This window comes from Chryseobacterium sp. Leaf405 (assembly GCF_001425355.1).
Classification (GTDB): Bacteria; Bacteroidota; Bacteroidia; order Flavobacteriales; family Weeksellaceae; genus Chryseobacterium.
Window position 1 is genome coordinate 53,051 of record NZ_LMQN01000015.1, and the last position, 25,303, is coordinate 78,353.

24 protein-coding genes and 2 pseudogenes are annotated in these 25,303 nt (G+C 35.0%); 3 read left to right on the forward strand and 23 right to left on the reverse strand.

Annotation, left to right across the window (positions count from 1 at the left end):
- Position 1: 1 nt before the first annotated feature.
- The 22 genes and pseudogenes from ASG22_RS10055 to ASG22_RS10160 all read right to left on the reverse strand — a co-directional run bounded on the left by ASG22_RS10055 (position 2) and on the right by ASG22_RS10160 (position 19,581).
- Positions 2-1,993 (reverse strand): type IV secretion system DNA-binding domain-containing protein, encoded by a 1,992-nt coding sequence (locus tag ASG22_RS10055; protein WP_055983659.1) that lies wholly within the window; start codon positions 1,991-1,993, stop codon positions 2-4.
- Complete coding sequence (locus ASG22_RS10060) at positions 1,993-2,376, reverse strand: hypothetical protein (RefSeq protein WP_131726181.1); 384 nt, start codon at positions 2,374-2,376, stop codon at positions 1,993-1,995. The genes ASG22_RS10055 and ASG22_RS10060 overlap by 1 nt, the downstream gene beginning before the upstream one ends.
- A gap of 10 nt (positions 2,377-2,386) precedes the next feature.
- The gene (locus tag ASG22_RS10065; RefSeq protein ID WP_055983662.1) at positions 2,387-3,256 is read right to left on the reverse strand and encodes a DUF4138 domain-containing protein; all 870 of its coding nucleotides are present in this window, start codon (positions 3,254-3,256) and stop codon (positions 2,387-2,389) included.
- A gap of 4 nt (positions 3,257-3,260) precedes the next feature.
- Complete coding sequence (traM, locus tag ASG22_RS10070; RefSeq protein WP_055986730.1) at positions 3,261-4,469, reverse strand: conjugative transposon protein TraM; 1,209 nt, start codon at positions 4,467-4,469, stop codon at positions 3,261-3,263.
- Complete coding sequence (locus ASG22_RS10075) at positions 4,465-4,818, reverse strand: hypothetical protein (RefSeq protein ID WP_055983664.1); 354 nt, start codon at positions 4,816-4,818, stop codon at positions 4,465-4,467. The genes traM and ASG22_RS10075 overlap by 5 nt, the downstream gene beginning before the upstream one ends.
- A gap of 1 nt (position 4,819) precedes the next feature.
- Complete coding sequence (gene traK / locus ASG22_RS10080; protein ID WP_055983666.1) at positions 4,820-5,434, reverse strand: conjugative transposon protein TraK; 615 nt, start codon at positions 5,432-5,434, stop codon at positions 4,820-4,822.
- Positions 5,435-5,452: 18 nt separating this feature from the next.
- The gene (locus ASG22_RS10085) at positions 5,453-6,685 is read right to left on the reverse strand and encodes a hypothetical protein (RefSeq protein WP_055983668.1); all 1,233 of its coding nucleotides are present in this window, start codon (positions 6,683-6,685) and stop codon (positions 5,453-5,455) included.
- Positions 6,686-6,687: 2 nt separating this feature from the next.
- Positions 6,688-7,518: a hypothetical protein gene (locus ASG22_RS10090; protein ID WP_055983670.1), complete on the reverse strand. Its 831-nt coding sequence runs from the start codon at positions 7,516-7,518 to the stop codon at positions 6,688-6,690.
- A 6-nt stretch (positions 7,519-7,524) separates the two neighbouring features.
- Positions 7,525-8,193: a hypothetical protein gene (locus tag ASG22_RS10095; RefSeq protein ID WP_055983672.1), complete on the reverse strand. Its 669-nt coding sequence runs from the start codon at positions 8,191-8,193 to the stop codon at positions 7,525-7,527.
- A 48-nt stretch (positions 8,194-8,241) separates the two neighbouring features.
- A complete protein-coding gene (locus ASG22_RS10100; RefSeq protein WP_238586895.1) occupies positions 8,242-8,964 on the reverse strand; it encodes a hypothetical protein in 723 nt (240 codons plus the stop codon).
- Between the two features lie 10 nt (positions 8,965-8,974).
- Positions 8,975-9,628 (reverse strand): hypothetical protein, encoded by a 654-nt coding sequence (locus ASG22_RS10105; RefSeq protein ID WP_055983674.1) that lies wholly within the window; start codon positions 9,626-9,628, stop codon positions 8,975-8,977.
- Positions 9,615-12,683 (reverse strand): TraG family conjugative transposon ATPase, encoded by a 3,069-nt coding sequence (locus ASG22_RS10110; protein ID WP_055983676.1) that lies wholly within the window; start codon positions 12,681-12,683, stop codon positions 9,615-9,617. Before ASG22_RS10110 ends, ASG22_RS10105 begins: the two co-directional genes overlap by 14 nt.
- Positions 12,655-12,969 carry a DUF4133 domain-containing protein gene (locus tag ASG22_RS10115; RefSeq protein ID WP_055983679.1) on the reverse strand — a complete coding sequence of 105 codons (315 nt, stop codon included), beginning with the start codon at positions 12,967-12,969 and terminating at the stop codon, positions 12,655-12,657. The genes ASG22_RS10110 and ASG22_RS10115 overlap by 29 nt, the downstream gene beginning before the upstream one ends.
- A 1-nt stretch (position 12,970) precedes the next feature.
- Positions 12,971-13,291, reverse strand: a complete 321-nt coding sequence (locus ASG22_RS10120) for a DUF4134 domain-containing protein (protein WP_394366667.1) — start codon at positions 13,289-13,291, stop codon at positions 12,971-12,973.
- Between the two features lie 135 nt (positions 13,292-13,426).
- Complete coding sequence (locus ASG22_RS10125; protein ID WP_131726182.1) at positions 13,427-14,020, reverse strand: hypothetical protein; 594 nt, start codon at positions 14,018-14,020, stop codon at positions 13,427-13,429.
- Between the two features lie 45 nt (positions 14,021-14,065).
- A complete protein-coding gene (locus tag ASG22_RS10130; RefSeq protein WP_055983687.1) occupies positions 14,066-14,716 on the reverse strand; it encodes a ParA family protein in 651 nt (216 codons plus the stop codon).
- A 74-nt stretch (positions 14,717-14,790) separates the two neighbouring features.
- Positions 14,791-16,281: a relaxase/mobilization nuclease domain-containing protein gene (locus ASG22_RS10135; RefSeq protein ID WP_055983689.1), complete on the reverse strand. Its 1,491-nt coding sequence runs from the start codon at positions 16,279-16,281 to the stop codon at positions 14,791-14,793.
- On the reverse strand, positions 16,278-16,646 hold the full coding sequence (locus ASG22_RS10140; protein WP_055983691.1) for a hypothetical protein: 369 nt from the start codon (positions 16,644-16,646) through the stop codon (positions 16,278-16,280). The genes ASG22_RS10135 and ASG22_RS10140 overlap by 4 nt, the downstream gene beginning before the upstream one ends.
- Positions 16,643-17,455, reverse strand: coding sequence for a hypothetical protein (locus tag ASG22_RS10145; RefSeq protein ID WP_055983694.1), 813 nt, complete (start codon positions 17,453-17,455; stop codon positions 16,643-16,645). The genes ASG22_RS10140 and ASG22_RS10145 overlap by 4 nt, the downstream gene beginning before the upstream one ends.
- An 836-nt stretch (positions 17,456-18,291) precedes the next feature.
- Positions 18,292-18,873 (reverse strand): annotated as a pseudogene (locus tag ASG22_RS10150) (PRTRC system ThiF family protein); the annotation flags it as partial.
- Positions 18,830-19,165, reverse strand: coding sequence for a hypothetical protein (locus ASG22_RS21565; RefSeq protein WP_055983700.1), 336 nt, complete (start codon positions 19,163-19,165; stop codon positions 18,830-18,832). The pseudogene ASG22_RS10150 and the gene ASG22_RS21565, both read right to left, overlap by 44 nt.
- Before the next feature lie 20 nt (positions 19,166-19,185).
- Positions 19,186-19,581, reverse strand: a complete 396-nt coding sequence (locus ASG22_RS10160) for a single-stranded DNA-binding protein (RefSeq protein ID WP_055983703.1) — start codon at positions 19,579-19,581, stop codon at positions 19,186-19,188.
- A 563-nt stretch (positions 19,582-20,144) separates the two neighbouring features.
- Between ASG22_RS10160 and ASG22_RS10165 the strand changes: the two genes are divergently transcribed.
- Positions 20,145-20,627: a transcriptional regulator gene (locus ASG22_RS10165; RefSeq protein ID WP_055983705.1), complete on the forward strand. Its 483-nt coding sequence runs from the start codon at positions 20,145-20,147 to the stop codon at positions 20,625-20,627.
- Between the two features lie 8 nt (positions 20,628-20,635).
- Entirely contained in the window at positions 20,636-21,112 is a 477-nt protein-coding gene (locus ASG22_RS10170; RefSeq protein ID WP_082504995.1) for a nucleotidyl transferase AbiEii/AbiGii toxin family protein, read from the forward strand.
- Positions 21,113-21,221: 109 nt separating this feature from the next.
- Here ASG22_RS10170 and ASG22_RS10175 read toward each other — a convergent pair whose 3' ends face one another.
- Positions 21,222-21,776 carry a recombinase family protein gene (locus ASG22_RS10175; RefSeq protein ID WP_055983707.1) on the reverse strand — a complete coding sequence of 185 codons (555 nt, stop codon included), beginning with the start codon at positions 21,774-21,776 and terminating at the stop codon, positions 21,222-21,224.
- A 227-nt stretch (positions 21,777-22,003) separates the two neighbouring features.
- On the opposite strand from ASG22_RS10175, the pseudogene ASG22_RS10180 reads away from it, so the two are divergent.
- Positions 22,004-24,888: pseudogene (locus tag ASG22_RS10180) on the forward strand (Tn3 family transposase).
- The last annotated feature ends 415 nt before the right edge of the window (positions 24,889-25,303 follow it).

Below are 25,303 nucleotides of genomic sequence, written 5' to 3' on the forward strand. Positions count from 1 at the left end.
TTTATGCAGCTTTTATATTTTCATTCACAATGAGTTCCACTTCTTTATTAATTTTTCTAAAATTGGTCATCAACACCTCTTCTTTGCGGTTATTTCCTTTCTTATCTATAAAAGAATAATAAGAGGGCATTTTCACATAGTTTTTTTCTTCTTCTTGAATCGCTTTCATATCCAAATTAATTTTACCACTAATTGCAGACGTTTTATATTCCTCAGCATCATTTTCTTCTCCCTGTGCGATCATTCCAACCATTTCTCCAGTTTTCAGAGCCGCAATTTTTCCGGCAGGAATCATATTGTCCATTTTTTCATTAATGCTGGTGGTTGTTCCTTGCTGAGAAATGGATTGAGAGTATGATTTTTGTTTTATTTTGCCGAATAGTTTTTCCAACCAATCGAGTGTATTTTTATCTCTTGCGGACCCGGAAAGAATATTTCCAACAATGGCAGAAATCGTATCAGCAACTTCTTTTTTGTAGAACTGTCTTAGCTGCGGAATTTCCTGAAGTCCAAGCATTACAGCAACTTTATTGCTTCTTGCAGTGGCTACGATGTTATCAATTTTATGAATATAAATCGTCGGAAATTCGTCTGCGATAATTCCTCCGGGTAAGTTGTGTTTTGAGTTGATCAATCTTAAAGTCCTGTTTAATACCGAAGAATACAATGCAGAATTAATATCCTGTGTTCCCGGGTTTGATGCTAATATGATAATGGATGGATTTTCACGATCGGTAATCTTCAATTCTACTTCGTCTCCAGAAAAAACCCAGAAACTCTCTTTCGTTGCCAATCGGGAAAGGAAAATTTTGAGCGTTCCGATTTGTCCTTCCAATTGGTCAAAAGCTTTGTTATCATAAGCCGTCTTGAAGGGTGAAAGCAAAGAGAAAATTTCTTCATTGGTAAAGAGTGTATCGAAAATTTCTTTGTAACTTCGGTTCATAAAGGAAAGAATATGAGGCAGATCAGAATATTTTCCATTTTCTAATGTTGCAAAAAAATAAATGCAGGACGAAAGGAAATTGATCGCAGATTGGGTAAAAAATGCTTCAGAGCCACCTCCTGAACTCGAACCTCCTTTCTGTAAAGAGGACACCATTGATTCTGCCATTTCCTGGGCTTCTGCCAAAGTTTGGATGTATTTTTTATGAAATGGATTTACTCGTTTTGATTTTTCAACCTTATTCAGATTGATGACGTGGAAATTGTAATGATAATCTGATTCTTTACTTTTTTTCAACAAATAATGATAGTATGCAATCTGTGCTAAATCGGGGAACTTAAAATCATAAATGCAAAGACAAAAACCTTTGGCGATCATCTGTCGGATTGCAGGATTGATGACTCCGAAAGATTTTCCGCTTCCCGGTGTTCCGATGACCATCGTTCCTCGAAAAGGATTGATGTTCATCCAACCTTTATTGCTCTTGTTTTTGTAACGAAACAAGTATGGAATATTGATTGTCGTATCTGATGTTACTAATTCTTGATTTTGGTCGAAGGATTCTTCCTCTACATTCCATCGGTCTTTTCCCATTTTCTGCTGCATCAGTTTTGAAATGGAATCTGCACCCATTTGAAGAATAACGGCTCCTAGAAAAGAAAGAACAGCATAGATTACCTGATAAAGATTGAAGCCCGGAAATACTTTTGGAAGCTTCGCATTTCCTGCCTCATTTTGCCATATCAGCGAAGAGAAAATCATCAACAATCCCAAAATCATTGGAACAACAATTTCTGTAGCAATATTGAGGTCTTTCTTTTTCTTGGCTTTTGTTCCAATTGCAACTAATCCTATCAAAATCAAGGTTGCAAATTTGGCATTAATAGGCGGGTAAATAAAACTCAGCTTTGAAAAATTTTTCAATAAGTTGGATACTACCGGAACATCAGTATAAAGGTAAAAAAGCGAAGCACAATCTAATGCAACGACTGCGTACACCGCTTTTTGTAAAAAGCCGTAAATCTTGATTTGGTGTTGTTGCTCTTGCATTAAGAATAATTTTCGAAATATTGATTCAGTAATTTGTGTTCTTCCAGTAAACTATCGTGTAACTCCTGTTGCTTTTCCTGCAAATTATTATGCTTTTCCTGTATTTTAACAAGTTTGGCATTCAACAGATTCAATTGATTAATTAATTCATTTCCTCTTTTTTCGACGTTCTCGATAATGTATGAGCGACTTGCCTCTTCATTATCTTTAAACTCACTGAAATGCTTTTCCAATTTTTGGTATTCCAATTTATAGTTTTCAAGTTCCCTTTCTAATTTTCTATTTTTTCCTTTTTCAAAAATTATATCTAAAACCACTAATACAAGCATGGTAAGTAATAGGACGATATAAAAATTTTTCACATTATCAATTATGTATTCCATAATAAAAAAATTAAAAAGTATCAGCTTTAAGAATTTCAGAATAGTTCACCTTCATTTCGATGGTTCTGCCCGAGAGTTGTTCTTCAATGAGACGAATCATCATTACCTTACTGTTTGGGTAAGTGAATTTTTTGAACACATAAATATTCCTGAAATTTTTCCTGAAATGTTTTTGAGGATTCAGTTGAAAAATTGGGGTCATTTCTACACTTTGGTTGTTGGTGGCCTTATGGATTTTTTTGTCTTCTAAAGAAAATTTGAAATCCGCAATATCGTAACTCAGATTAGAGTTATTTTTGATGGTCATATCCAAAAAGATGTAGTCACTGATGACATTAACATTGTTGAGTTGAAAGCTGAGTTTAAGATTTTTCTCTTCTCTAATTGGATTCTTCTGAGATTTTTTTTGAATAATATCCATTGCAAATTTTCTCAACTCAAGATTTGAAAAAACCATTTTATCAAACTCTACAGGTTGCATTGCTTCGGGTTGAATATGGATATTGGTAATCGTATTGAGGTTGTCTTGGTCTCTGTAAACAACTTTGTACTGTGCGATGAAAGACTGCGCAACCACAGTTATTACTCCTATTTTATTACCATTGAAAAATGCAGCAGGCATTTTAATCTTTCCTTTCTCATTAGAATCGGGATGGTCTGTGATTTTTATTCTGGCAATGTTTGTAGCAGGCAAATCTCCAGTCAGTTTTTCTGTCGACAAATCCACATACTGAATGGGCTCAGGCGATATAATATGCAGGTTGATCCCTTCGGTAATTTCAATCTCCGGTAAATCGGAAATAATCTGTTCTTTGGTTGCAGTTTGAGCCGTCAAAAAATTTGACACCAATAGTAAAAGGATATATAAAGTAAGTTTCATTGTTTTATTTTTTTTGTTGGTTTTGTGAATCTTTCAGTTGTTTTTCGTCGATTAAAAAGACGTAAGAATTGTATTTCAATTTTGCTTTGTTCTCTTTGATCAGGTTGGCAATAGATTTAGATGTTGATGTAAACAGGCTGGATCCAATGCTTGAGAAAAATCCTTTTCCGCCCATATCCATCTGAGTTCCTTGTACTGAGTTACTTCCCATTTCCCTCATCATATCTCTGAAAACACTTTGCGGAACATACAATCCCTTCATACCGTCAACATCATAAATCGAAAGATTGACAGGATAGATTTCTCCTTTTGTGAATACAGATACAATATTGAGATTGACTCTCTGCATTGAAAATCCTGAGATTTGTCCGTATAATATCGAACCTATGATTATTTTTTTATTCCCGACAAAGATGTCTTCCAACAATCGGAACCTAATCCGGCTTCCTAAAAATCCTTTGTTGTTTTCGTCAATGACCGCTTTGATAAAGCTGTTTTCTTTCTCCTTATAGAAAGCATTGAAACCACTGTTGATTCCGGATTTGCTCACATTGAAAGTTGAATTAAGAAAATCTTCCATTTTCTCTTTACTGGACTTCAGTTTTTGTTCTGCTGCGAGTTTACTTTGGTACTCAGGATCACGGGATTTTTCTAAAGAATCCATAACGAGCATTTGTTCTTTCAGATATTTTACAGGGTCTGGTTGGACACTTTGTGTCTTTTCTTTTGGTGTATCAGCGTATTTATCTTCTTGGTTTCCGTAAGATTTGTCATTCAGCATTTTAATGATTTCTGAAGACCTGTTGTAATCTTTGTCATCCCTCTGTGATTGATTTGGTTTGTAATACGAGGATTGATTTTCTTTTGCCTGGTATCTGTTTTGTCTTCCGTTTTCTGCTTTTAAGGAGTCAATTTTTCTTTTTTGGTCCAGTGACAATTGGTCATCATAGTTCAATAAACTATCTTCTTCTTTGTCTAATCCACCAAGCATCGTTCTGTTATCCTCTTTTTTGAAAAAAGCATCATACGCATCATTTTTGGTCATAATGGAATCCTGCGTATCGCCCAGTGAAAGAGACAATTCTTTTGGTTTATCTTTTTCAGACGTGTCTTCTTTGACAAACTGCGCTCCTACATAACCGAAAAGAAAAAGAAACGGTAAAGCCAGAAGTGGCAAAACATATTTTTTTTCTTTAAAATTTATTTTTTTAATGTCCATATTTTAATTTTTGGTATTGGTTAAACAGGTAGTCAATTCGTAAGCTGTCTTCTTTTTTCAGAGTGTTTTGGTCTCTTTTTACTTTTAAAGCTTTCAGTTCGTTCACTATTTTCTCCATCTCTTTATCATTGTTGACGGATAAATTTTGATTCGTCTTAGCTTTGGAATACAAAACCGGAGGTCTAATTTTGAATGTAGTGTCGGAAGGGAAAAATATGCCCTGAATGAGAGACCCTATAAATGAAACCGACAGGAGAATCATTGAATAAGTGAAGAATTTCTTCGGATTTTGAACTGCCCATTGCAGCCATTTCTGACCCTTTTGTTTTAATGTAGTTTCCATTTTAGTAAGAATTTTTATTTTGATTGGATAGTTCTTCGTTATTGATGATTCGCCAGTTTTTAAGAATCACACCGTGAGGATTATTGGGACTTCTGATGATGTCTTCAAAGAAACCTTCAGTGATGAGCTTTCTTGTAATGACAGAAGATTTTCTTGTGATCATCTGTTTCCCGAAAAATTGAAATTTCTTCTGTTCCATATTGAGTGCAATAGAATCGGTATGGATACTTACCATCGAACTGGAGGCGATGATCTGATTGTAAAATCCTTTTTCCTTTAAGTTGGTATATTCTTTTTTTCCGCTGTCATCAATGAGATACATGGACTTTTGAATATTATCCTTGATGTAGGTGTCGTCCGGAGCGAGTGTGAAAAACAATCGGTGGAATAATTCAATTTGAGCTTTGTATTCAACAGGTCGGTTAAGCAGGACATCTGTCTGCTTTGCAAGTACCGGAACCCCATTGTCTAAAATGTAAATTGATTTTCTGGAGTCCTCGATCATTCTGTACGCAAAGAAAAATCCGGCAATGACAATGAAAACAGCAAAAGCAATGGTTGAGATTGAAATAATCTTATTGATTTTAATTCTTTGTTCTATGTTTTTAATAAGCATTTGTGGTGTTTTTTGTGATTATTTTCCGTTTTTCATCGCTTGCTGAACCCTTCCCGATGCGGAACCTGTTGCTACACTTGCTGCTACTGAAGCTCCTCCTGTTTTAGCTGCCAGTATTGCTGTTTTAGCACTACTTGCCATTTTTCCTGCAGCATTTTTCATTTTGGTCATTGCTCCTGCTCCTCCGGCTGAAACGATACTGTCTGCAATAGTTGGAGTCATCAGCACACCAATTCCTGTAACAACATAGGCAACGCACGTAAAGAGCTGGTTGTAGATCATACCGGAATTTGAAACGTACACCATCAAAGCATCTAAATTGGTAATCGTTCCGTTGGATAAAAGCGTATCATATCTTTCGATCTCCATTGTATAACCGGAAGCGATGAGTTGCTGACCAATGTTGATGATCGTATAGGCAACAAAAGTGTAAAGATTGATGTTGATGAACTTGGATATCCAATTGTATAATGAACTTTCAAACCCGGGAACAAGAGCCATTCCAACAGCTATCGGTCCCAAAATAATTAAAATGTAAGACCATATTTTTTGAATGAAGAAAATGAGATATACACAAATCCTAAGAATGGAAAGACAACAAAATTCAATGAGTTCTGCCACTAATTTTTGCATTTGGAACTCCATTCTTATCGACCACTCTTTGATGGGCTGAATGAGTTTATCCAATCCTTCGCTGATGTCAAACCACGAATCATCTGCATCTTCAGTGGTATTTTCAATAACTTCCTGCTTGGCATCTTCTTCAGCTTTCAATTTGATGACTGCATCCAATAATTGCTGCTGCTTCTTAAATCTTTCGACCCTTAAGTCGTTGACTTCCGATTCTATTTCACTGAAAATTGAGATTCCTGGTTCGGCAATGGCCTCAAATGGTGCTTGAATCATACTGACAAATCCGCTCCAGTAAACAAGGGTAAATCCTATAAGGATTGGTTTCAGCATTGGGGTGATTTCCCACTCCCTGTCTCCGGCCGCCATTTGCCAGCCCATATATCCGAGGTACATCAGAGCGCCTAAACCTCCAATGGCTTTTCCAACCAAAGCAGAACCGGCGGCGCTATCTTGCACACTATTGTCCAGTTTTGTGAAAACTTCCATAAACCATTTCTCAAAAGCGCCATCCCCTTTTAAAAATTGGAGTAGATTACTGTAATCGCCATCTGTTTGAGCAAAGCCAATAATTGGCAGTAATATTGTCAAAAGGCAAAATAATAACGTTGTTTTATTCATTTTTAAAATCGGTGTTTATAATGATTCATCATATTTTGAACAATTTGTTGGTCTGATGCTGGTGTCCACGCCGGAGGTAACGCATAATTTGAATGGTTCTTTAAAATATTTTTGTAATCTGTAAGAAGTGTTGTCTTGTTATTGTAATCTCTCAATTCCCGTACGAATTTTCTCCACTTGATAAGGGCTTCGTGATACATAATGAATCGTTTTCCTCTTGGCATATCCATACTTCTGGACATTGAATATTTTTCTTTGATCAGATCCAGTTCTTCTTGAAGCCGTGTTATAGTACCCATAGTACTGAGTGTTTCAAACGTTAGCTGGTCTTTCAATCGCCACTCGATAAAATTTTGAGGCGTATCGGGAAATTCGGTAATGGGTTTTAACATTCGTTTGTAATACAACAACCAAAGAGGATCGGCATCAACAGTAGCGGAAGTCCAATGGGCAAAATCCTGAACGCTTCTTTTATGAATGGTGTCCGAAGCGGCTTTTATTTTTTTTGCTTCTTCTTCCTGAAACTTTAACTGGGCAAATCTTTGATTTTGTACTCCTGTAGGTTTTAATGGTCGAATGTCTTCGCCATCTTTATAATCCCTGTTGATTTTTGGAGACCATAACCCCCAAACCGTTGCGTAAGCAAAATTGGTTTGAACTCCTAAAAAGTATTTTGGGTAAGGACGCCAATCTCCCCAATCTTGAAAGACCATTCTTTTATGCTGGGCAACAATCGAAGGGTCATTCAATCTCTTTACACTCAATTGTCCAAAAACAGTGGTTGCGATTAGGAGTAACTGAAATAGGCTGATTTTTTTTAGTAGATTTTTCATGATTTTTTAATTAAAGATGTGGTTGTATTTAGTGATGATGTCGCCAACAATAGCTTTGTCGATATTGATGTAATTGCGGAGAACAGGAACCTGATACAGATAAGGGATCTTCTTGGCATTCTCTAATCGGAGATTGATGTATAAAATATTCCCATTGATATTTCTTACCCTTGTAAAAATCTTTTCAATCAGCATTTCCCTATCCATTGCATCCATCAGAAAGTCTTTGTCTTCATTGAGAATATCCTGAGTAACTTCCTGTTGAAGCTTTATCGTTTGCTTCCCGATTTCTATGTAGTATTTTGAAATGAGTACCGAATATTCAGGATGCTGTGCTGATAAATCCAGCATTTTATTGGAGTTCGTTACTATTTTTCCCAAATATTGATAGAGATAAATAAGTTTTTTGCTCTGGGTCAGGGCTGAATTCACATTTTTTAGTTGTTGATAGATGTATTCCTGAATCGCAATGATTTGCGTTACCTTATTGTTGATGTCATCATACAATTCTTTTTGCTTTTCATAGGAATCCAAAAAAGCCTGTTCGCTTCCTAATCGAACGCCGTGATTTACGGTGATCTGCGAAAGGAGTTTATCATTAATGACTATTTGCTGGCTTTTTACAGATGCAACAGAGAAGAATAAAACTCCGAAAAGAAATATTTTTTTGCTCATATCATTATCATTTTTTTGTTATGGAATTTGCGAATCTTCGATTTCATTTTAAAAAGATTTGATGTTATCCATGATGCTTTCAACTACTTGCTTATCTCTATTGACATAATATTGAAAGGCTCTTTTATTGCGTTTTACTTTGGCTTTAATATCCCTTATCTTCAAAAGCATATGCGTAGAATTCCTGCTCAATGTTTTTACTTCACCCAAGGCATAGTCTAATAATACTTTACGTTCTGATTTTTCCATTTGGTTGATGGCTCCGTAAGACAAAATGATCCCGGTTACAAGCCGTGTTACCATTTGCAAATCATCAACAAACTGAACCTGAGAAGGCAAAACGGCTATAATTGGATAAGGAGCATCGTTTATTTCATTGATAATGGCAGATTGATTGTTTGTTATTTTCGTTATTTCCCTGCTCATTGCTATTCCGGTGGGTATCGCTTGAATGGCAAATGAAACAATTCGCAATCTGTCCTGAACTTTGGTAATTTTTTCTTTAAAATTGTTCCATTGGTTTCTATTGAACGTTTCTACTGTGGCATTCGCAATTTGTTTTTGCCTCATTTCTTTTTGCCTGTCGTGTTCTTTCATCGTGGCATTGATTTCTATATCCATCATCGGAAATGATACATTTTCCTGTTGCCACGCTGGTGTAGAACCACCACCTGAAGAAGTTATTATCACATATACCGTCGGAATAAGCAAACCCATAACAATTTTCCTTTTGCCTCCATAAATTCGGCGAATCTTGTTTTTCGATTTCATCTTTTTGCTCTTAAAAATTCTTTTTATATCGATCCATAATATTTTCAACAATCGCTTTATCTGTATTGATGTAGCCTGCAAACGGATTGATGGAATTCCAGAACCCCAATCGGTTGGCTTTTTCCAGTCGTAATTTTATCGCCAAAAGCCAAAGCTTCAGATTTTTGACATTACCGGAAATATTATGCAGAATTTTGTATCGGTCTCCCGCAGTAGCCAGATTGAGTTCTCCGGAGGCGAGAATATCTGATACATCGGTAACGATTTTCAAACTTTGCTCATAGGTTTTTTGTGAAGCCTTGACTCCAAAAATGGCATACTCCGGATGTTCTGATGCTAATTGTACTACTTGTGAGGAATAAGCATAACATTTATTGAGCTCAGAGTAGATTTCTTGTGCCTGAATTCCGTTTTGTAATGTGCCGGAAACCTCTTTTAAACCCTTCAGAATTTTATTTTGAATATCATTGGCTGCTACCATCTGTGTTCCAACCCACGTTTGTGCGTCCTTTAATTTTGAAGTTTCTTCTATGACTTCATTTTGTTTGGCTTTTAGATTTTCAGAATACAGGATCATTGCCGCCGTTACCGTTGGGTCTATGTAGGTGTTTTGCGAATAAAGGAAACTTCCAAAACCTAAAAATAAAATGCTAAACTTTTTCATATTGTTGTTTATTGATTAATTCTGAAAAGATGATTTGGCGGTCTTCTAATTCCTGTGAGATGATTTTGAAAACATTCTTCCCTTTGTGTTCTTTTTTCATCCTTCTGTAGAAAGAATTGATTTTATCATCCAATGGATTTTGATATAAATTCACGAGTGACACCAAGTTTTCGAGGCTGTCTCCGAAGATTTTCAAATCACTAACTATTCTGCGCAACGCTTCATCATAGTCTCCGTATTGGTGCACATAATATTCAACTGCCGATTTTTCCGGTTTTTCTGTAGTGTAGGTGAGATATTGTTCAAGCGAAACTTCATTTCCATACACTTCTCCCTTAGAACCTCTCTTCAGGTAAAATTCTTTAAATCGGCTTCTACCGAATTTATTGTTGAGATTATTGATGGTGAAAATCTTGTTTTGCTCTACTTTATTAAGTGAAAGCAATGAGGCGATCTTATCAAAATTATCTTTGAACTTCGTCTGGTCAAGCAATATTAAAGTGTCCGAATTATTGATAATGGAATCTTTTACCACCGCATTGCCAATAATGTCATCCAGTTCCTGCGTTACCACCACCGCTTCTCCCCAAAATTTCCTCACTGTTTTATATAAATAAAGAATGTATCCACCCATCAATTTACTAGCAATGGCCTTCCAGGCTTCTTCGATGATGAGTGCTTTTCTGCGGTCTTTTCTAAGCCTCATTTTCTGAATGAAAGTATCCATAATAATGAGCGTTACAATCGGAAAGAGTTTGGGATTATCTTTTACGTTGTCAATTTCAAAAACGATGAATGTTTCATCAAAAAGCGTGTTGTCTGCACTTTCATTTAAAGTGGTTCCGTACCTCCCTCCTTTGTAAAAGTCTTTTAATACAAAGAGAAATGTTCTCAGATTGAACTCCTTTTCAGTGATTCTGTGCTTTCGGTTGTTTAAATAAAGGGGGAGAAATTGATCGCAATAATCATAAAATCCATTAAAGGATAGTTCTTTCGTTTCTAATTTTTCCTCTAATTCGATAATTTTCTTGATAATGGCTTTTCTAAAGGAACTGTACCAATCTTCAGGCGTTTTGGGTTGTTTGATAATTTCATTTGATTTTATAAGAATCAATTGGGTTTCATTATAGATTTTTCTTTTTTCTTCATCATTCAAAGTTTCATAAGCTTCATAAACTTTGTAAAATTGTTCACTGTCATATTCGGGATTATTAACATTCTTATCGGGATGATAAAATTTCAACAACTTTCTTCCCGCATCTTTCACTTCGTCAGAACTTGCATCGAAGGCAATTCCCAAAACATCATAGTAAGTATGTTTACCGTTTGATTCATTCTCATACTCGGTATAAATATCTGATTCGTGAATATTATATTTGCTTAAATACAGCATCAATTCTTCAGAACTTTTATTTTCATACCACTCGGTTCCTGAGTTGAAGTATTGATGGTAATAAGACATCAACACATTATCTAAAATGGATTTTTGTGCCGATGACATCGAAGAATCCGGACCTTGCCAAATCAAGAAAATCAAATTGGTTAAAAACTCGATTTTTTCGATATTAAATTCTTTCTTATCCATCAGAAAAGGATTCATCGTAATGGGTTTCTCTTCAGTGTATTGAATGTATCGTCCTCCCTTATATTTGCATGTTCCTGAATAAGAATCTCCTGTATCAACAATGACCACATCATAATTGTAAGTAAGATATTGCTCGATAATATTATTCATTAAAAAACTCTTGCCTGACCCGCTTGGTCCTAAAACAAACTTATTCCTGTTATTGATCCTTCCTGTTTTCATCGGTAAATCCGAAGGATCTACTTTTAGCGGAACGCCTTGCCTATCTGTAAATCTTAGGTAGAAATTGGATTCTTCATTGACTGGGTAACTTTCTTTAAAAAAAAAACACAACGCCGCTTCGCTTGTCGTCATAAACAGATCGTATTCTCTGAGTTCTGTTCCGTTACCGGGAATCGCTGACCGAAAGAGTTCTAATTGGTTGTAGGCGTTCTTTGAAACAATGATTCCTTTTGTAAATAGCTTATTTTCTATCATGGACTGGATGTTTTCCATTTTCTCCAAAGTATCAGCGGAAAATAAAATCGAGAAATGCGCATTCACTACCAGTTGTCCATCAATAGCGATATTATGAAGCAGGGTTTGAATTTCGTCTGCAATGATGGCATTGGAAGGTGAATTGTTGGCTGCTCCTTCGTGCTTTTTCTTTTTCTTGTCGAGTTCTCTTTGCTGTGGTGCTTGTAGTGGAATCGTAATAATCTGATTATAAACAATCGTTTCATTGTCTTCCAGTTCGTTGATGAATGTAAAATTATCAACTGCCGTTTCAGCTGCTACACCGTTTCCTGCAAGAATAGAATAGGGATCAATTTCTGATGGCAAATCAATGTTTTCTACATCTACGTAAGAGATGTTTTTGACAAACTTTTTGCCTATCTGCAAATATTCATTGGTGCTTTTGATATTATCAAATGTTGGAGAATCAGAAAACTGCATCGATAATACTCCTGAAATATAGTATTCAAAATCTTTCTCAAATAAAAACTCCGGTTCACAGTCATTCTGTTTTAAAAGCATCCATACTTTTTGGCATTTATCCCGAAGTTCTTTGTAGCTTTTTTCTGAAAAATCATAGTGTTTATTTTTCTTTTTCAGTTTGTCATCAATGATGTCGGTATAGAACAATACCGTTTCAATAGTTTTGAAAAGCCTTCCGTCAAAGTGTTCTGAATATTTTTGTTGTAGAAACTGATTGGATTGTTCAGCGGTGTATCTTTTCTTAGAAAAAATATCGAGCTTCTGAACAATTCTTCCTTCTCCAATAATCGACACTACTTGATTTAAAACCGTGTGGAAATTGAGATAGCTATCCGGGTCTGCCGAATACTGTTCTACAATATTTTTTATCCTTATGCCAATGATAGGATTCCCGTACTGTCCAAAAAGTACATCAAAATCCCAATTGAAATCCTCTCCATAATCATATCCGATAAAAGGAATGCTAAATGCTTGTTTTTTTGTTGTTGCCATTCTTTAAAAGTTTATTACTGTCTAACCTTTTTGGAAAAATTAAAATCTGATCGAAGTTTTTGGTTTTATCATACAAACCGTACTTATCCTGTCTTTTGAAAATGAAATAAACACCTCCCGCAGTGACTACAAGACCAAGCAGAGAGCCGAATAGACCGAACTTCGAGAGTACCAATGCTGAAATGACTCCGCCTCCGATAACACCGACTGCGTAAAAGATGTATTTCCCTTTGAGTCCGAAGAATACAAGGGGCTTTTTCAGCCCCTTATAAAGGTAGAATCCCATCTTATGCAAAGAATGCGGTTACGAATTCCGGAACGACAATCAAGAAGATCATCGCTCCTCCATAACCAAGGATTTCTTTGTTGACATCCTGGTCACCATTCGTCCATTTGTTATAAACCCGAAGACCTCCGATGAAGCCGACCAATCCACCTACCGCTTTTAGAATAAGCTTAACAGGATCCCAATAATCTCGGATATCACTTGCTGCGTTAGAAATGGCAGTTGCACCACCTTGGGCAAATGCGGGAGTTATCGCCATAATTGCCAAGGCTAGGGTTAGAACTTTTTTTGTTGTCACGTTTTTTGTGAAAAAATTTTTCATCATAATTCAAAAATTTTATAAGGGGTTAATAATCAATTGAGTGTTAAATTTTGGGCATAGGAGTCCCGGACAACAGATGAAAATCCGCTGTTAAGTCTAATAATCAGTACGTTATATTTTGTTTAAGTTGGCTAACTACATCGTGGATTGATAAACTTTGTATCCGTCATAGTTCGCAACCATTTGAACCAAGGTTTCAGAAAGATTAAGCATCGCCTTCCAATCTTTTATTCTGGAAGTTTCCTGGTCTGCACTAACTGTAATTGGGTTTTCGCGAATCACTTCGTTAGGTTTCTGATTTTCCTTTTCGGCTGATATTTTTTCCGTCTGGTCAAAATCTACTTCGATTGTTTCAGCTTTTTCAGGATGTGATTGGTTTTCGATTTCCGTGGAATCTTTTTTTAGTGCAATGCCCGGTTCATCCAGATCTTGTTCAGATTCAAATATTTCCCTCAAATACTCCAGATCTTGTCTTTCTTCATTTCCTTCAGTGATATCAGAATGGATTGCATTTTTATTAAAGGACTTGGGAGTGTTGAGATTTTCTACATCTTCAATCCCTACATTTTTAGTAAGATCTTCGTACTGTTCAGAAATTTCGGACAATGAAAATTCCTCCGTCTCTTCTTTATAGATTTCTTTTTCTTTTTTCAGAAACAGATCGTATAAGATATTTCCGGCGTAATACGTCAGATAAACAGCCAAGATGCAAAGCGATATTTTTATCATTTTTACTGAGGTTAAAGAGATTAATACTTAGGTATATTTTTTATTTCAAAGGGTGATCTTCAATGTTTGATTAATATATTCTATCAATTCATCGAAAGATTTTCTTACCCCATATTTTTGTTCGTAGGTCAGCTTTCTGGTATCAATCTTTTGTAGGCAGTTTTTTTTGAATACAGGATTTTCCAGTAGCAATCCGAATTTTTTCAGCTCAATGTCCATTCCTTCCTGATTCAGATACTTGTAGCCTTTATCATACTTGGAACGGATAAATACTCTTTCAGCCTCACTTTCCAATAGTCCCAGCATATTGATAAAGACCAATGTGGACTTGACAGAAACATCTGAATACTCAAACGGGATCACGATAAAATCACTGTAAATGAGCAGATCGCTGTATTTTGCATCGAGTGTTCCTGCCAAGTCAAAAAGGTTGATGTCATCGCTATCTTTTAAATTAATGAGGGTCTCAAAGTCTGAAAATGGCTGTTGTTCATCATCGCCAATAATTTCCACTTCATACAATTTCGGACTTTCCGATGATTCATCATCTTTCCATTTGTAGTAAAATGATTTCTGATAATCAAAATCAAAAACATTGATTTTCCTTTCCGAAATTGCCGAAATGTAACTGGCAAAAGCGATGGCTAAAGTTGTTTTTCCGGTTCCTCCTTTTTGTGTAGCAAATGTTATGATCATTGGATTTAGTTTATGTTTCTAACTGATTGTTGTTGGATCGAAGATGATTTTTATATCAGCCGACAACCATCATTTTATCGTCTTTTTTTTCGTCTTTTTTTGAGCTCATTTTCGACAGGGTCTTTTGCAGTTCCTGAACTTTTCATCAACTCAAACAGCATTTCGTTGACGGCTTTGTTTAATTCTGTTTTCTTATTATTTTCAGTCCGGTTTTCTGTCTGCATATCATTTACGCCTGTCGGATTCAGAAATTTTTGATATTCCTTTTCTCCGATTAATGATTGAAGTTCGCCGATGTAATGGAATCTGGTATGAACAGCATACAGCTTTCCGTCTTCAGCAGTTGTTATAGAAATATCTTTTTTTCCATCATTTGTGTTTTTGTTATTTCTAATAAAGTCCTTTACTTCAAACTGGACTTTTCGGTAGGTTTCCAGATCTTTTTTTCCTCGATTTTCAAAAAGCATAAAGTCCTTGATTTCTGCTTCCGGATATTTTTTATTTAAAAATTCAAGCAATATTTTTTTTGATTCCTGGTTCGGAATATTATAATCTTTCAGGATTTCAAAAGTCTTCTTATCTAGCTTGTCAGAAGTAAATTCAAACACTTCATTCATTTTCAGTAGATCACTTCCTTTATAGACTTTTCCTGTTTTATGGTCGATTACGGTGTAGCCAAAAGGATTTTTATCTTCTTTATGATGGAAAACCACATCGATCCCGAAAACATCTTTCAGCTTCTTTTGGAGTTCACTTTCAAAACTGATTTTTATTTTTAAATTATTTTCTCGTAATTTTTCTTTTGGGAGCATTGACTCCTTTTTTCTGTCATCTTCCACCTTGAAAACCTTGGTGGAATACAATTGTTTGTATTTGCTTAATATGGCTTTGATCTGCTTTGCCCTTTTATCATTTTTACTGTTATCAAAAACAATCTGATTTCCTGAAAGTGTTTGCTGTATTACTCCGTTTTTTAAAATGTTAAAAGAATTTATATCATCTGTGTTTTTGCCTATCTTATAACCATTTCTATTAAGTAGAGTTTCCAACTGATTAAGCGAACTTATTTTGTAGTTCAGCAGTTTTTCCAATTCTTCTTCCGGTTTCTGACCATACAATTTTTCCATTGTAACGCTTAAAGCTTTTTGGGCTTTAAGCCTTTCATAACTGTCATTGATCTTTTTCCCTGTCTGTTTATCAACACGAGTTGAAACAATGTGTACGTGATTATTATCTGTATCCTTATGAAAAACCACAATAAAAGGCTGTCCGCCATATTTCATTTCATCCATAAAATTTTCCGCTATCTTAGTAAGTTCTTCTTTCGAATGTCCTTGAAATTTCGTAGAGATCATGGCGTGAAATTGGAGATTCATTACTTTTTTATTCCCGATTGAAATAGCTCTTAAATAATTTTTTACTTGCTCCTTACTGCTTGATTCATTGATGAATGACGGAAAATTTTTCATCAGCATTAATTCTCCGGTTCCATTGTCAATTTTCTTATCGTTATAATTAACTCCTGGAAAACTCGGACCTGCCGGATCCATGATCTTAACAATCATCTTGATAGCTTTGCATAGATTTTTTTAAGGATTTCATTCTGTTCTTTTTTCAGAATCATGATCTCTGACAACTTATCCGAAAAATTTCTGAGTTCATTTTCGCTGATAAATTTTTGACCATTTGCTATTTTTGCTACCTGATTGATATTGTTTTCAATTTTTCCGAAAATGTTATCTTGCTTTTCAATGAACGCTAATACTTTTCTTCTCTCGTCTTCCATCATCCTGTTTTCAACAGAATTAATAATTAGACTTGATAAAGAGATTTTTTTTTCTGAACACACTTTCTTCCACTTTTCTTTTTGGATGATGGAAATCCTTATTTTAATGTATTTTTTCTTCTCAAAATCCTGCTTATTTATCATTCAATTACATTCAGATAATTAATCGGAAAAGTGGTCATGCCCTTTATGGTACCGGTAAATTTTTCGATTTGATTTTTCCAAAGAAGTAGATTGAAATCAACGTTCGTTAATGAAATAATGCCCTGTTCTACTCCTGAACTAATTCCATTTGAGTTCCCACTTACTAAAATATTGTTCAGTGAACTCACGCTGCCATCCGACATAAAACCTAAATCCCGTAATGGTTTTGAAAGATTCAGTATTACGTAGCTTGAAGTGATAGGTGTTGAACAAATTATACTGACATCTAAATAGCCAATTGTTCCTATTCGCCTCGCATCGATTCGCCCAGTTATTTCTAGACCTGATGTTCCTAATCTATATATTTTTGTAGATAATGTATGCTGACGAGGATTTGTAGGAAAAGGAAGGTATGTGTTCCACGAGGATTGTTCAGAAATAGTATTTGCAGAAAGTGTTTCGTCCAATACGATAAGAGCATCATAATAAGTCGGCTCCTTAAACATCTGATTCCAAAACATACCATTGAAATAGTAGTACCCCTCTTCAACAATATGAATGACTTGACCCAAAAGATTTGATGCAGGTTGAGTCACGTAAATAATGGCACCTTTTTTTGATGAGGAATATGTTTTTGCGGCAAGCTGGTCTCCTGTTATTTTTGGCGGAATAATACCGTCATAATGATTACTATCATTTGGTTTTCCTACAACTTCTAAAGTTGTTTCAGGAGTTTGGCTATTGATGCCCACCTGCCCCTCGATTGAAATAGTTATTAACAGTAGCAAGAAATAAATGAATTTGCTCATTGGTATTTTGTTTAAAATTCCTGAGACAAAATTGAACGAAAAAACCCCGTAAAACAATAGTAATCAAAGGGCTTGATCTAAAAACGAATAGTTTGGATTTAGCTGGAAAAGTTGGAGATTAAAAAAGAAAGATTACGTTGAATTTAGAACCTATTCAAAATTTTGATAAAATAAAAAACAAGTTCCGAAGTTTTTTCTCCTTTTTGCAGAAAAGGCAAGATCGTCTTTGTACTCGAAAATTTGCCAAAATTTGTGGGTACAAAGACACATCTTGCAAAATAAAGTATGTGAATTTCACAGGTTTGAAAATGTCGATTGAGTAACATTTATTGCGTAGAAAAAGATGCTTAAAAAAATAAAAAGCAAGACAGTTGAACAAATTCCCGTAGTTGTATCTATTTAACACAGGTTATGATGATGGGTGTAACATATTGCACAGTTGCATCGAACGACCTGTGGCTATTTTACTCATCCTTTAGAAATAGGAGCATTCTACTTGTATTCATTTTACACAGGTCTTATGATTACCTGTAGTTATTTTACACACGTTAGCAAATTAATACGTTAGATTGACACAGGTTCAGATTGGTGATGTAGAAATTTTTCTGTTTATAAATAAGGTCATATTCCATAAAACAACGAAGCCATTCTATGATAGGAATTTCTTAATAATATTTTGAAATTAAAAAGACCAATAAAAAATAAATCCGCAAGCTCTTTTCAAAAACATACAGGGAACTGACAAGGCAATGATTTTTGAAATGTGCTTGCTCCGCTTTGGCAAAAATGCGATTTCGACCATAGGAAGAAATTGCATTTTTGCCGCCCGATTTTTGTCAGTCGACTTTAATCGGTTGGGATTGAAACGTTTTTAAATTGAGAAAAAACCCTTTGTTTTCGATAAATCCATTGCGAAATAAACTCCACAGCAAAGATATTCCCATTTGAGCTAACGTTGAATTGATATACAGGTCCTGTTTTTCTAAAGCTTCCACAAGACTGCAACTCGGAGTATCATCTTGAGATTCTGAAACTTTCAATAAATCCCCAAATTCATCCGTTATAAACGGCAGACTTTCCACAGTGTCAAATTTTTCTGAATCAGGTTGTTTTATTTTACCAATTGTAGAAAGCAAAACCTGTCCAGACTGTTGACTATTCCCGAAGTCTATCCAGTATCTGCCTTTACTTCTGTAATAGCCTCCGATTTCTTTTAATTCGTTAAGGATTTCGGCAATGTTGAAGCGTGACTGTACACTATCAACACAGGAAATATAGATGGTGGACTGTTTATTTATATCAAAACCTCTTAAAATGTCTTTTTCAAAATTGCGTGTTTCAGCCTTCCAATTAGTCCCAAAAAATCTATTAGCCCTATTGATCAAGGCGATTGATTTGTGTATTCCATATTCTCTTTCTATGATTCAGCATCAGATGGCTGAAATAAGAATTAAAAAAGCAGTTCTCCCAATTCTCAATAAATTCTTCCAATGAGGCTGAGTTTTTTATCCTTGTTTCCACTGTGCCCATACAGACATGCTGTTCCTCTGAGATTAAGAGGGGAATTATCTTTCTTGTTTCGTCACCGCATTGCTCATTATTGAGCAATACGGAAAGAACGAAACTGTTATCTGTGCTTTCTCGAAGGATCATCTGTAAATCACCTTTAAGATTAAGCTTAGCAAGCTGCCTGAAAAAATTGGTCTGCATAATTTTGTTTTATATAGTTATTAGAATGGCAGATCATCATCATTATCCTCTTCTGTAAATTGCACTTTCTTCGGCTTAGGATCTTCTTTCAATACTGATTTTACTATTTGACCACCACCGTGTAATTTGATGTTTGACGTATGGAAATTGAGACCTGATTTAATTTCTCCGTCTTTTCCTATCCACGCATTAGAACTCACTCTTCCTGTCAATTCAACCAATGTTCCTTTGGTAAGGATGTTTGCCACTTTTGGACTTATCCAATAGGAGCAATTGTAGTAGGTTGCCTGTTCAACACGTTCACCTTCTTTGTTCTTATAACTTTCATTGATTGCTACTGAGAAATTCACAACTTTTTTGTCACCTTTCAAAGTGTTGATTTCTGCGTTTTTTGTAATTCTGCCTACGATGTTCATAATGTTAATTTTTGATTGTTAATAATTATTTTTTGTTGATTGATAAATTTTCGATTTGATTGATTTGGTTTCGAGGACACTCGGTTTTTTCTTTTTCTGCTTATATACAATTAAAAAGCAGAATTCTTATTTGTTTTATTTTATTGCTTTCCGCTGATGTCAAAGAGTGTCTGTTATTTAATTGATTCGTATAACTGAGGTTCCGGCTTTTTCTTTGCCGATGATCATAGGAAAGTATCAGACACACAAAACCCCAACGCTTCAAATTTTTTGATGGGTTGGGGCTAGAAATATTTTTGTCCGTAGGATTGAGGAGTGTCTGAAAAAATTATTGGAGCTTGTGGAAAGAATTTTTGTAGAAACCCAAAAATATTTTTTTGAGTGAGTGATGCTGTCCTACATTTGCATTAGTAAAAAGCAAGACATCAGTTCGAATTGACTAAAACAGACAAAACGACATTTCGGAAATATGAAAAATTCAACATCAGAAAATATGCTTTTAGTGATAGTTTAAAAAATAAAATCTTTAATAATATATAAACAAGTTTGTTTATATTTGTGTTATGAAATCACTGTTAAAATACAAAGGAATACATCCGGGAATCGTTCTTGAGCGGGAGCTTGAAAAACGTTCGCTTAAAAAGCGCCCTTTTGCCCTGTCAATCGGTGAATCTGCACAGGCAATCAATAATATAACCAAAGGAAAAAGAAAGATTCCTGTTCCGCTGGCATTAAAAATCGAAAAAGAACTTGAGCTTGAAGAAGGAAGCATCATTATCCTTCAAAGTTATTATGACATCAAGCTTGAAAAGGAAAAAATAAAGGATACACCGAAGCTTTCAATACTTCGAAAATCTTTATTTTGGGATACCAATATTAATACGATCGATTGGAACAGACAGCATAAAGCTGTTATACGCCGAATATTTGAGCGCGGAAATGATGAGGAAAGAAACGAGACCATTCGTTTTTATGGTAAAAGAAAGGTAGAGACAGCGTTAAAGACAAAAACGACGTTACCGATGAAGCTGCACAAAAAATCATAACATTAAATATGTACTATAATACCGTTAATAATCTACTGAAAAACACTTTACAAATCCTAATGGCTTCAAAAGTTTTTGCGGATTTCAGACTTGTAGGAGGTACTTCATTAAGTCTTCAGATCGGACACCGAATATCTGTTGACATTGATCTGTTCAGCGATGTTCTTTATGGCAGTATAAATTTCGAGGAAATTGAAAGTTTTCTAAAATCTAACTTTGCCTATGTTGATGGTTTTTCCGATCTACAGCCCGCAATGGGAAAATCATATCTTATTGGAACCGACAAGGACAACACCGTAAAAATTGATGTTTACTATACAGATTCGTTTATCAGATCTGAAAAGACAGAAGATGAAATAAGATTGGCAACTATCGAAGAGATCATTGCTATGAAAATAGATGTCGTACAAAGAGGTGGACGTAAGAAAGACTTTTGGGATCTTCACGAGTTTCTTTCGGAATATGGGTCGGTCGACGAAAAGTAAAATTTTGTACGTTAAGCTTAAAATCTATTGATTTCACTAAATTATATAGATTTAGTCTATATAATTTTTAAAATATACTTTGCTGAATGTTTGGTGTATTTTGCATATTTTATTCTGTTTTTTGTAAAATTCGGTAGATTGTTGCCGGATGAACTTTAAATGTTTCTGCAACCTGTTTGACAGAGCTTCCATTATTTATAAGCATCTTAACAGCTGCTTTTTGTTTAGGATCAAATTTTTTAGGTCTTCCGAATTCGATACCGTTTTTCATAGCAAGTTTTCTTCCTGCCGATGTCCTCTCAATAATAAGTTCTCTCTCAAACTCTGCAATTCCTGCAAATATTGTCAAAATCATTTTACCACCAGGACTCGTTGAGTCTGCCCAAGATTCTGATAATGATTTGAAAGAAGCACCTGCTTCATTAATTTTATCACAAATATTTAATAGTTCTTTAGTTGATCTCGCTAATCTATCCAGTTTGTAAATAATAATCACATCACCTTCTCTCAGCTGTTCAATCATTTTTTCGAGCTCTATTCTTTTAGAATATACTCCGGAAACTTTTTCTTTAAATATTTTTTTACATCCGGCATTCTCTAATTCTTGTATTTGAAAACTTAAATTTTGGTCCCCAGTAGAAACCCTAGCATATCCTATTTTCATCCCTATAATTAATTTTCGCAAAAGTTATTGCAAAAAACAGTATATATGCAAATAAGTTTTGCGAAAAAACATTTTGCAATAAATGTTACTTTAGGTAGGGTTATGGATTCTTTGCAAAACTTAGGACTTTTGCGATTAATAAATTTGGAAATATGACTTTAAGAAAAATATTATCTGAAAAAGAAAAAGAAAATTTATTTGAATGCCCTGCTTTAAAAGATGATATTATACGTTGGTATACATTGAGTGAATCTGATATTATTATTACTAATCAAAATTGCAGAGGGGCTGATAATAAACTTGGATTTATTATTCAACTATGTTATCTTCGATTTCCGGGAAGGGTTTTAAAGCCTAATGAGAATCCAGATCCTTTAATGTTGCAATATATTTGTGAACAACTCGATGTAAATCCTTCTATTTGGGAAAAATATGCTACTAGGGATGTTACTAGAAGAGAACATATTATATTGATTAGAGAATTTTTTGGGTTCAAAACATATGGAGAAACTGAGCAAAAAGCGTCTTTAAAATATATTCGTGATAAAGCTTTACAAACAGATACATCTATAATTATTGTTGAAGAGTTCATTACTTATTTAAGAGCAAATAAGGTACAGCTTCCTTCTATTAATACAATCGAAAAACTATGTTCAGAAGCCATAATCAATGCAGAAAAGCAAATTTATGATGTGTTGAGCTCTCCTTTGTCGAGTGAGCAAAAATATTTATTAGATGCTCTTCTCAACCTACAGGAAAAAGGTAATGTTAGCCATCTGAATTGGCTAAAGCAATCTCCCGGAGCAGTTAATTCCAAATTTTTATTGATCCATATCAAAAGGCTGAAAGTAATTAAAAATATCAATCTTCCGAAAGATATTGGTAAGGATATTCATCAAAACCGATTACTAAAAATAGCCAGAGAAGGCAGACAGATGACTCCGCAGCATTTGAGAGATCTTGAAGAATCCCGAAGATATGCAACATTAATAGCATTGCTTCTGGAAACTAAAGCTTCTATTATTGATGAAATTATAGAAATGAATGATAAGATTTTAGGTTCTATGTTCAGATATGCCAAGAATACGCAAGCTCAAAAAATGCAGGAATCGGGAAAATCCATGGGAGAGCAACTGGGTATATTCTTTAAAATTGGAAATGCACTTCTTGATGCCAAAGAAACAGGAGAAGATCCTTTCGATGCTGTAGAGTCAGTTATTTCATGGGAAGCTCTTGCCCGGAGTATCTCAGAAGCTAAAAATTTAACCACAAAGCAAAATTTTGATTCCTTATATTTTATATCCGATAAATATTCCACAATTAAAAAATATGGTAGAGAATTTTTAAGAGAATTAGATTTACGGGCTGCTCCGGTAGCAGAAGATATTTTAACAGCGGTGAGTGTCCTGATGGATTTGTATGATGGGAAAATAAAAAAACTCCCTGAAAAAATTCCCTCAAGCTTCATTAGAAGAAGATGGGAAGAACTAGTATTTACAGAGAATGGTACTAATAGAAAATTTTATGAACTATGCATTTTTTCTGAACTGAAAAACCATCTGCGCTCCGGAGATCTCTGGGTACAGGGATCAAGACAGTACAAAGATTTTGAAGACTACCTTATTCCTGCAGATAAATTTAAAAAAATAAAAGATGAAACCAATCTTCCTTTGGATATCGAACTCAATGCAGAAAAATTTCTATCCGAACGGATGAATCTTCTTTCAAATAAAATGCAAATTGTATGTAAACTTATTGAAAATAATGAACTTGCTGATGCTTCCATTATTAATGACAGAATAAAAATAAAGCCACTGGAAAATGCAGTTCCTGAGGAAGCCGAAATTTTAGGACGAAAAATATATGGTCTACTCCCTCTCATTAAAATTACGGATCTTTTAAAAGAAGTGGATCAGTGGACTCATTTTTCAGATCGGTTTGTACACCTCAAATCCGGAAATAAAGCCAGTGACAAAAACTTGTTACTCACTGTTATATTATCAGATGCTATTAATTTGGGGCTAAGAAAAATGTCGGAGGCTTCTCCTGGAACTTCCTACGCAAAACTTTCCTGGCTTCAGGCATGGCATATCCGTGATGAAACATATTCTTCAGCATTAGCAGAAATTGTTAATATTCAGTCCGGTCATCCCTTTTCTTCTTACTGGGGAGAAGGAAAAACATCTTCTTCAGACGGTCAAAGGTTTGCAACAGGCAGCTATGCACAGCGAACAGGAAACATCAATCCGAAGTACGGAAGCGCACCGGGAGTTCAGTTTTACACCCATATTTCTGATCAATATGCTCCTTTTCATACCAAGGTATCAACGTGGGAGTAAGAGACGCAACTTATGTGCTGGACGGGCTTCTCTATCATGAATCGGACGTACAGATCGAAGAGCATTATACAGATACTGCGGGATTCACCGATCATGTCTTTGCTTTGATGCATCTGTTGGGCTTTAAATTTGCTCCGAGAATCAAAGACCTGCACGAGAAAAAGCTATTTTCCCCGGTAGGATCAGAGGATTTTTCTGCTTTGTCTGAACATATAGGGGGAACAATTAATCATAAAAAGATTGTTCAGAATTGGGATGAAATTTTAAGGCTTTCCGCTTCCATAAAAAGCGGGACTGTTACCGCTTCACTGATTGTAAAGAAGATTGGAAGCTATCCAAGACAGAACGGGCTGGCAGGGGCATTGCGAGAATTAGGCAAAATTGAGAGAACTTTATTCATGCTGGACTGGTACATGAGCCCGGAGCTTAGGCGCAGAGTTACTGCAGGGCTTAATAAGGGAGAAGCACGGAATGCTTTGGCAAGAGCTGTTTACTTCAACAGGCTTGGAGAAGTCAGGGAAAGAAGTTTTGAAAATCAACGGTACAAGACGAGCGGTTTAAATCTGGTTACCGCTGCTATTGTTTTATGGAATACGGTTTATATTGAAAAAGCAGTGGAACATTTAAAAGAGCGGGGCGAAGAAATTAATGAAGAATTACTTCAGTATCTTTCTCCTTTAGGCTGGGAACATATTCACCTTACCGGAGACTATGTCTGGGAAGATCGGGTCAAGCTTAAGAAAGGTGAGTTTAGACCACTAAGAAATTTTTAAACTAGATCATCATTTACAAAAATCATTCATCACTAATTCTGATACACGAGGAATGATCTTCAATCATTTAGAGATTCTTTTTTCCTCAAAAATAAACGAGAACAGGATAACCTGCTCTCGTTTTCTATTAATTTGTTTTTAATTTTTGTTGGTTTTTAGCCTGTTAATGACCGAAAATATTCCATCACCAAGTCTGATACACGACCACATTACCACACTTTGATGGATAAAAAAATAATAAATAAATTAATTGTTATTAAAGCACATAGAATAATCTGATTGATAATATTTTTTTTAATTAAAAATGCGCTTGTAAAAAGAGACATAATTAGAAAAAAATATATCACAGATTTAATTTCCGGCATTTTATAATTAAAAAGATTATTTATATTATCAAAAATATTTTTATCCGATG

Excerpts from the sequence above, each read along its gene's own strand:
- ASG22_RS10130 (WP_055983687.1), bottom strand. The coding sequence starts at position 14,716 with ATGATCATAACATTTGCTACACAAAAAGGAGGAACCGGAAAAACAACT.
- ASG22_RS10145 (WP_055983694.1), bottom strand. The coding sequence starts at position 17,455 with ATGAGCAAATTCATTTATTTCTTGCTACTGTTAATAACTATTTCAATC.
- ASG22_RS10170 (WP_082504995.1), top strand. The coding sequence starts at position 20,636 with ATGTACTATAATACCGTTAATAATCTACTGAAAAACACTTTACAAATC.
- ASG22_RS10055 (WP_055983659.1), bottom strand. The coding sequence starts at position 1,993 with ATGCAAGAGCAACAACACCAAATCAAGATTTACGGCTTTTTACAAAAA.
- ASG22_RS10165 (WP_055983705.1), top strand. The coding sequence starts at position 20,145 with ATGAAATCACTGTTAAAATACAAAGGAATACATCCGGGAATCGTTCTT.
- ASG22_RS21565 (WP_055983700.1), bottom strand. The coding sequence starts at position 19,165 with ATGCAGACCAATTTTTTCAGGCAGCTTGCTAAGCTTAATCTTAAAGGT.
- ASG22_RS10120 (WP_394366667.1), bottom strand. The coding sequence starts at position 13,291 with ATGAAAAATTTTTTCACAAAAAACGTGACAACAAAAAAAGTTCTAACC.
- ASG22_RS10135 (WP_055983689.1), bottom strand. The coding sequence starts at position 16,281 with ATGATTGTTAAGATCATGGATCCGGCAGGTCCGAGTTTTCCAGGAGTT.
- ASG22_RS10105 (WP_055983674.1), bottom strand. The coding sequence starts at position 9,628 with ATGAAAAAGTTTAGCATTTTATTTTTAGGTTTTGGAAGTTTCCTTTAT.
- ASG22_RS10095 (WP_055983672.1), bottom strand. The coding sequence starts at position 8,193 with ATGAGCAAAAAAATATTTCTTTTCGGAGTTTTATTCTTCTCTGTTGCA.
- ASG22_RS10060 (WP_131726181.1), bottom strand. The coding sequence starts at position 2,376 with ATGGAATACATAATTGATAATGTGAAAAATTTTTATATCGTCCTATTA.
- ASG22_RS10175 (WP_055983707.1), bottom strand. The coding sequence starts at position 21,776 with ATGAAAATAGGATATGCTAGGGTTTCTACTGGGGACCAAAATTTAAGT.
- ASG22_RS10090 (WP_055983670.1), bottom strand. The coding sequence starts at position 7,518 with ATGAAAAATCTACTAAAAAAAATCAGCCTATTTCAGTTACTCCTAATC.
- ASG22_RS10075 (WP_055983664.1), bottom strand. The coding sequence starts at position 4,818 with ATGGAAACTACATTAAAACAAAAGGGTCAGAAATGGCTGCAATGGGCA.
- traK (WP_055983666.1), bottom strand. The coding sequence starts at position 5,434 with ATGCTTATTAAAAACATAGAACAAAGAATTAAAATCAATAAGATTATT.
- ASG22_RS10160 (WP_055983703.1), bottom strand. The coding sequence starts at position 19,581 with ATGAACATCGTAGGCAGAATTACAAAAAACGCAGAAATCAACACTTTG.
- ASG22_RS10110 (WP_055983676.1), bottom strand. The coding sequence starts at position 12,683 with ATGGCAACAACAAAAAAACAAGCATTTAGCATTCCTTTTATCGGATAT.
- ASG22_RS10140 (WP_055983691.1), bottom strand. The coding sequence starts at position 16,646 with ATGATAAATAAGCAGGATTTTGAGAAGAAAAAATACATTAAAATAAGG.
- ASG22_RS10065 (WP_055983662.1), bottom strand. The coding sequence starts at position 3,256 with ATGAAACTTACTTTATATATCCTTTTACTATTGGTGTCAAATTTTTTG.
- ASG22_RS10125 (WP_131726182.1), bottom strand. The coding sequence starts at position 14,020 with ATGATAAAAATATCGCTTTGCATCTTGGCTGTTTATCTGACGTATTAC.
- ASG22_RS10085 (WP_055983668.1), bottom strand. The coding sequence starts at position 6,685 with ATGAATAAAACAACGTTATTATTTTGCCTTTTGACAATATTACTGCCA.
- ASG22_RS10115 (WP_055983679.1), bottom strand. The coding sequence starts at position 12,969 with ATGGGATTCTACCTTTATAAGGGGCTGAAAAAGCCCCTTGTATTCTTC.
- ASG22_RS10100 (WP_238586895.1), bottom strand. The coding sequence starts at position 8,964 with ATGAAATCGAAAAACAAGATTCGCCGAATTTATGGAGGCAAAAGGAAA.